This window comes from Candidatus Liberibacter sp. (genome assembly GCF_014048425.1).
In the GTDB taxonomy this organism is placed as follows: Bacteria; Pseudomonadota; Alphaproteobacteria; order Rhizobiales; family Rhizobiaceae; genus Liberibacter.
Map to the genome: position 1 here is coordinate 63,281 of NZ_JACETX010000003.1, position 6,579 is coordinate 69,859.

A 6,579-nucleotide genomic window follows, 5' to 3' on the forward strand; every position below is an offset into this window, starting at 1 on the left:
GACATATATCTGTATTTACACAATAACCGTGCCATAATTTTGATAATTTTATATTAGATTTCTAGTGGAGAAAATAATGAAAAGAAAATTATTTACGCAATTTTTTACAAGTTTTTTTATATCTCTAACCCTTTTACCCAGTATTTCTATCTCCTCGGAAGAAGTCAATCCTGTTGATGTATTGCGACATTATGTCGTTGTTGCTCATGCAAAATACGAAGATGCCCTTTCTAATGCTCAAGAGCTTGATCAAGCTATTAACAATCTTATTGCTTTTCCTAGTGCAAAAAGCCTCAATGAGGCACGCCTTAAATGGATTAAAGCGCGCATTCCATACCAACAATCTGAAGTTTATCTTTTTGGAAATCTTGTCATCAATATCTGGAAAGATAAGATTAATGCATGGCCACTTGACGAAGGTCTTCTAGATTATGTTGATAGTTCATATGGGAAAAAACACGAGGACAATCCTTTATACGCCAGCAATATCATAGCGAACTCCAAAATTTTCATAAACGGAAAAGAAATTGATGCCTCCTCTATTTCCACTGCATTGCTCCGCAGATTGCATGAAGCGGGTGAAACAAAAACCAATGTTAGCACTGGCTATCACGCCATAGAATTCCTCCTTTGGGGACAGGATCTCAATACAAGCATCCGCGGGGCAGGAAATAGACCCTATACCGACTATGATGTAAATCATTGCACAGGCGGGAATTGTAGAAGACGTTCAGCCTATCTTAAAACCGCCTCGCAGCTTTTGATACATGATCTAGAAGAAATAGTAAAAGCCTGGAGTCCCGATGGTGAAGCGACTAAAACTATTATGCAAAATACACAATCAGGGTTAAATGCGATAATCGCTGGAATAAGATCTTTTTCTTACGCTGAACTAGCAGGCGAACGCATGAACCTTGGACTCATACTACATGACCCCGAGCAAGAAATCGATTGTTTCTCGGACAATACACATGCATCGCATTTAAATAATATTATTGGAATCATATCTGCTTATACAGGCGAATATACTCGGAATCAGGGAGAAAATATCCATGGCCCATCACTGTCAGACCTCGTAAGGCAAAAGAGCAAAGAACTTGACACAGAAATTAAGATCAAGTTGTTTAATACGCTAAAAGATGCTCAAATTCTAGCAGAACGTGCTGAACACGTTGAATCCTATGATCAAATGATCAGTAAAAACAATATTGAAGGGAATAAGATGGTGCAAAAAATTATCAATGATCTTATTGATCAGGAAGAATCTTTCAAGAAAATGAGAACAATCCTAGATCTGGAAAATATTAGCTAGTTCTAAGCAAATACTTTGGAAAATCTACAGGAAAAACAAAAATCTGAGATTAGTTCTTTGGGGATGTATAATCCCCTTCTGTCCGGACAATCTCAGATTCCATTATCAATAAAAAACACAGAAGCCCATTCCCTATCTTCTGAAAAGTATGGCACTGGCTACTATTTACTGGCAATGATTCATCCATCTCTTCTTGGACTTGATCAAAACCTTTGAAGAACTGAGCTTAAAATCCTGCCGATGTTCTTCTGAAGTGTAGATTATCGTTTATGGAAATTGCACCATATATTATAAAATCTCACCTCCATCACAAAATTTTTCTTGCAAACTTCGATAATTATTAATTTTTCTATTGCTTCTAAACGTTATTTAGGGAATATAAATAGAGTATTTCCCCTCCTTTCTTTTTCCAAAACGAATTTCTCGTTTTCAAAGCATCAGGGTTCTAGCGGGCGTAGCTCAGGGGTAGAGCACAACCTTGCCAAGGTTGGGGTCGAGGGTTCGAATCCCTTCGCCCGCTCCATTTATTTTGGGAATAGTATTCCTCTTTCCTTCGGATTTGAGGATCATGTTTTAAGAGAGAGAAGAGGTTATTCTCCCACCAGACTCACTTTAGATGCTGCACGAATCTAGTAATACTAGCACAAAATATCATATATTAGAAAACAACCTTAATAATACCGGGTAGAAATTACATCAGACATTATGAAATAACCAGCATATCCTCCACTCCATGCAAATGCTTTTATATCACCGTCGAGAAAATTGAAAAACTGTGTTATCTATTAAGATAAAATAGCAAAAAAGAATCCTATAACCTATATACTGTTACAATCAGTCTTCTCTTAGAAACCTTGTTTTCGTTAACTGATGTATTGGCGATTGATTTATTGCTTTAAAAATCAATTGGCGAAGTGCTTCTATCCCTTCTTTGCGTATACAAGAAGTGGATATTGTATTTGAGAGACAAGCAGGATTTTTGCCTCTAAAACCTTTAGTTCCCCTTAACCTATTTTCTGCCATTTTTGGATTTATTTCATCAATTTTCGTAAGGATCATTTGATAGGGAAGACGACTTCTATAGCTAAAAACGAAAAGACATCCTCATCGGTTTTTTTATACCATGGCGACAATCGATCAATAGAAATAAGCCTCTATACTTTCCTTGAGAGACAAGAAGTGCATGACTTAATATCGCAAATAAATCCTCATCACACAGTACGAATCTTACTTTATTTAGATTGTCTCTTTGAAATTTTTAAAGCTAACAAGTACATCATATTGACATCCTCCCCCGCCCTGAAGGACGAGGAAGATATCAATAATTATCAAAGATAATCATATACTTTCCAAATAACGTAATTATGATTTAAAACCGTTACCATTCTAATTCAGCTTTTGAAGATCATTATTCCTAAAGATCAAACCCTTCCTCAAAACGCAAAACATGCCATATGTAATCTTTAATAACGGTTTTTCTTCCAAAACAACACCTTAAAGCATCCAGAAAAGCCATATCCAAAACATTCAAAAAAAAATAGCATATCTTTTTTATTATGAATACTCTTGCTCAAAATCACAAAATCTGTGATCGCTGGCGCAACCATAAAAATACTACCGACAACCGTCACCTATCAAATGCTATAGAACCCCACGCTGTAGAATCTCTTACTAAAGCATAAAAGATTCCTATCCACGTTTGTCGTATAAATATTAAAGCCGAGAAAAATCTCTTAGGATAACTTGTTAGCTATGGGAAAAAATATCGACTGCATCCCAACCCAATAAATCCAACTTAGCCCTATTCATTAAAAATTCAAAACAAGATAAAGCCAAATCTACACGACTATTTTTCTCAAGCAATATCATCAATTCGTTGCGCAACGCATGCAAATAAATCACATCTTTAGCCGCATATTCCAGCTGTTCTGACGACAAATCGTCAGCCCCCCAATCAGACGATTGTTGCATCTTCGAAATGTCTACTCCTAAAATCTCTTTCAAATTATTCTTAAGACTATGATAGTTCGTATAAGTTCTAACTAATCGTGAAGCAATTTTCGTACAAAAAACCGGGGTAGTAACAACTCCAAAGTTGTAAAATAATACTGCGATATCAAAACGCCCATAATGAAAAATCTTTTCTCGCCGTTGATCAGAAAGCATAGCCTCAAGATTTGGGGCAGATTTTTGCCCCGGAGAAATCCGAATAATATCAGCGGTTCCATCTCCTGGTGACAATTGTACAATACAAAGCCGATCGCGACGTGGGATCAATCCGAGTGTCTCTGTATCGACAGCAATAGAATCGGTATACTTCGCAACACTTTCTGATGAAATATCCCCATTATGTACACGAATAATAGTCACAAATCTCTCCCTCTCATAAAGTTATCATATCGTCGCATCGGAATTATTACTGATCTATGGTGAAACAATAAAATGCCTTTCATAATACAAAAAAACAAACCCTCTCAACCAATCATATCAGAAGATATGTTATATTATGACACGATTCCGTCACAATTACATTTTATTCCGAACTCCGTATAGCATTTCAGATTTCAATGTAATGGAAATTATGAGAATCATATCAACTTACTTTTAGCATTCGCTACAAAAAACTCTTGTTATAAGAATTGTTTTTCATTAATGGAAATTAATCCACAATGCCAATAAATTGCAATTGTTCTTATAAAATCACAATTTTATATCCCTTGTAAAAAATAAAAACTCTTATAATACAATGATTCAAATAATCCTTATTTACACCGAAAAATAAAACGATAGAATCCTCATCTTCCAACATGATTAATTCAATTTCTTATTCAAAAAATGTCTAAAACATAAAAATTTTTTGTGTCCCATATAAGCCTTTTAGTCACAATAGAACAAAATCCTCAATACCAACGACGACCTCTCCCTATACCACGACATGAAACATTGATCATCCTATAAAAATTTAAAAAAATTTACAGAAATACCATTGTATTTCCATGTAAATATTCAAAGTTATCTCAATATAAATAGCTTTTTATCGAATTCTTATTCGATCTGCTTCTTGCAGTTGTCGGTTTCCTTTCCTATATGTAGTTAGTAATCGCATTTCGTCTTGCGTTTACCCGCTTATTATTATTATTATGAGGGCCGTGTCGACGGAACGCTCTCTTGAAGAGGTTCAGACAGTCTGCTTTAAAGGAGAAAAACGATATGTCAACAGTCATAGGTATTGACCTCGGCACAACTAATTCGTGCGTTGCTATTATGGATGGACAAAATGTAAAGGTAATCGAAAACGCTGAAGGAACACGCACAACTCCTTCCATGGTTGCTTTTACTGAAGATGGAGAAAGACTTATAGGACAGCCTGCGAAACGTCAGGCTGTAACAAATCCATCGAATACGTTATTTGCTATCAAACGCCTCATCGGAAGACGTTATGAAGATCCAGCCGTAAAGAAAGATACTGCTTTAGTTCCTTTCAAAGTCGTTAACGGAAAAAATGGGGATGCTTGGATTGAAGCTCACGGGAAGGAATATTCTCCATCTCAAATTTCGGCCATGATTTTGCTGAAAATGAAAGAAACAGCCGAAAATTTTCTTGGCGAAAAAGTTGAAAAGGCTGTTATCACTGTACCAGCTTACTTCAACGACGCTCAAAGACAAGCAACAAAAGATGCTGGACGTATAGCTGGTCTTGATGTTTTACGCATCATAAATGAACCAACAGCAGCTGCACTTGCGTATGGATTAGATAAAAAAGATGGAAAAACTATTATCGTCTACGACTTCGGTGGCGGTACTTTTGACGTTTCGGTTCTAGAAATCGGCGATGGCGTATTTGAAGTAAAAGCAACCAACGGAGATACATTTCTGGGCGGCGAAGACTTTGACTTATGCCTCGTAGAATATTTATGCGACACGTTTAAAAAAGAAAGTGGTATAGATCTTAAAAAAGATACTCTTGCCTTACAACGTTTGAAAGAAGCGGCAGAAAAAGCAAAGATTGAGTTGTCCTCGGCTCAACAAACGGAAGTAAATTTGCCTTTTATTTCGGCAAATAGTGCAGGACCTCAACATTTAAACGTGAAATTAACTCGTACTAAGTTTGAAAGCTTGGTTGACCAACTCATACAGCGGACCATTGATCCATGTAAGAAATGCTTGAAAGATGCAGGTTTATCTGCCAACAACATCGATGAGGTGGTTTTGGTTGGTGGTATGACTCGGATGCCCAAAATTCAAACGATAGTTGAAAAATTCTTTGGAAAGTCCCCAAATAAGGGTGTTAATCCAGATGAGGTTGTTGCCATGGGCGCAGCCATACAAGGTGGCGTCCTTCAGGGAGATGTGAAAGACGTGCTCTTACTTGATGTTACTCCCCTATCTCTTGGAATTGAAACTTTAGGCGGAGTTTTCACAGCTCTTATTGAGCGTAATAGCACTATTCCAACGAAAAAATCTCAAGTATTTTCAACCGCTAGCGACAATCAATCGGCAGTAACTATCCGGGTAAGTCAGGGTGAAAGGCAAATGGCTGCTGACAACAAGCTACTAGGTCAATTTGATCTTGTAGGAATTCCACCCGCTCCCAGAGGTGTTCCTCAGGTAGAAGTTACATTCGATATTGATGCGAATGGAATAGTGCAAGTATCTGCAAAGGATATAGGAACAGGAAAAGAACAACAGATCCGCATTCAAGCATCCGGTGGTCTTTCCGATGATGAAATTGAGAAAATGGTCAAGGATGCAGAGGCTAACTCCGAACTAGATAAAAAACGTCGTGCAGCTATTGAAGCGAGAAATCAAGCAGAAAGTTTGATCCATTCGACAGAAACATCTCTCAAAGAACACGGTGAAAAAGTTTCTGAGGAAGACCGAAAATCAATACGAGATGCGATAGATGCACTGCAATCAACTGTTAATGAAAAAGATCCTGGAGAAGATCAAATAAAAGAAGCGACTCAAAAACTCCTAGAGGTCTCTATGAAACTTGGACAAGCAATATATGAAGCCCAAGAAAAACAGGCCAAAACAGAGGATACTCCTAAAGATGATGCCAAGGAGGATCAAGAGGATGTTGTTGATGCCGATTACGAAGAAATCAAAGACGACAAGAAAAAAACCTAGTCATTTTAGATAGAAAGTAGTGGACATCAGGGAAGTCCGGTTGCGTTAACGCGACCGGATTTCCGTCATTAGGAGACGAGTTTAGAATGGAAAAGGCTGATTTTTATGAAATCCTAGGCGCAAGTCGTACCGCTAGT

Annotated in this window: 5 protein-coding genes and 1 tRNA gene; 5 read left to right on the plus strand and 1 reads right to left on the minus strand. The window is 37.3% G+C overall.

Annotation, left to right across the window (positions count from 1 at the left end; all coding sequences use genetic code 11):
• The first annotated feature begins 76 nt into the window (after nt 1–76).
• The 4 genes from H0G72_RS00950 (at nt 77) to H0G72_RS06200 (ending at nt 2,994) form a co-directional block, all read left to right on the plus strand.
• Entirely contained in the window at nt 77–1,312 is a 1,236-nt protein-coding gene (locus H0G72_RS00950) for an imelysin family protein (protein ID WP_182016709.1), read from the plus strand.
• Between the two features lie 15 nt (nt 1,313–1,327).
• Entirely contained in the window at nt 1,328–1,528 is a 201-nt protein-coding gene (locus H0G72_RS00955; RefSeq protein ID WP_182016711.1) for a hypothetical protein, read from the plus strand.
• 232 nt (nt 1,529–1,760) lie between these two features.
• Nucleotides 1,761–1,835, plus strand: a tRNA-Gly gene (locus H0G72_RS00960).
• 1,033 nt (nt 1,836–2,868) lie between these two features.
• The gene (locus H0G72_RS06200) at nt 2,869–2,994 is read left to right on the plus strand and encodes a hypothetical protein (RefSeq protein ID WP_259345076.1); all 126 of its coding nucleotides are present in this window, start codon (nt 2,869–2,871) and stop codon (nt 2,992–2,994) included.
• A 64-nt stretch (nt 2,995–3,058) separates the two neighbouring features.
• On the opposite strand, the gene H0G72_RS00965 is transcribed toward H0G72_RS06200, so the two are convergent.
• Complete coding sequence (locus H0G72_RS00965; protein WP_182016713.1) at nt 3,059–3,682, minus strand: ribonuclease D; 624 nt, start codon at nt 3,680–3,682, stop codon at nt 3,059–3,061.
• 840 nt (nt 3,683–4,522) lie between these two features.
• Here H0G72_RS00965 and dnaK point away from each other — a divergent pair.
• Nucleotides 4,523–6,442 carry a molecular chaperone DnaK gene (gene dnaK / locus H0G72_RS00970; RefSeq protein ID WP_182016715.1) on the plus strand — a complete coding sequence of 640 codons (1,920 nt, stop codon included), beginning with the start codon at nt 4,523–4,525 and terminating at the stop codon, nt 6,440–6,442.
• Nucleotides 6,443–6,579 lie beyond the last annotated feature (137 nt).

Bases quoted from the DNA above. Each gene is read 5' to 3' on its own strand.
- H0G72_RS06200 (WP_259345076.1), top strand. From the start codon at position 2,869: ATGAATACTCTTGCTCAAAATCACAAAATCTGTGATCGCTGGCGCAAC.
- dnaK (WP_182016715.1), top strand. From the start codon at position 4,523: ATGTCAACAGTCATAGGTATTGACCTCGGCACAACTAATTCGTGCGTT.
- H0G72_RS00950 (WP_182016709.1), top strand. From the start codon at position 77: ATGAAAAGAAAATTATTTACGCAATTTTTTACAAGTTTTTTTATATCT.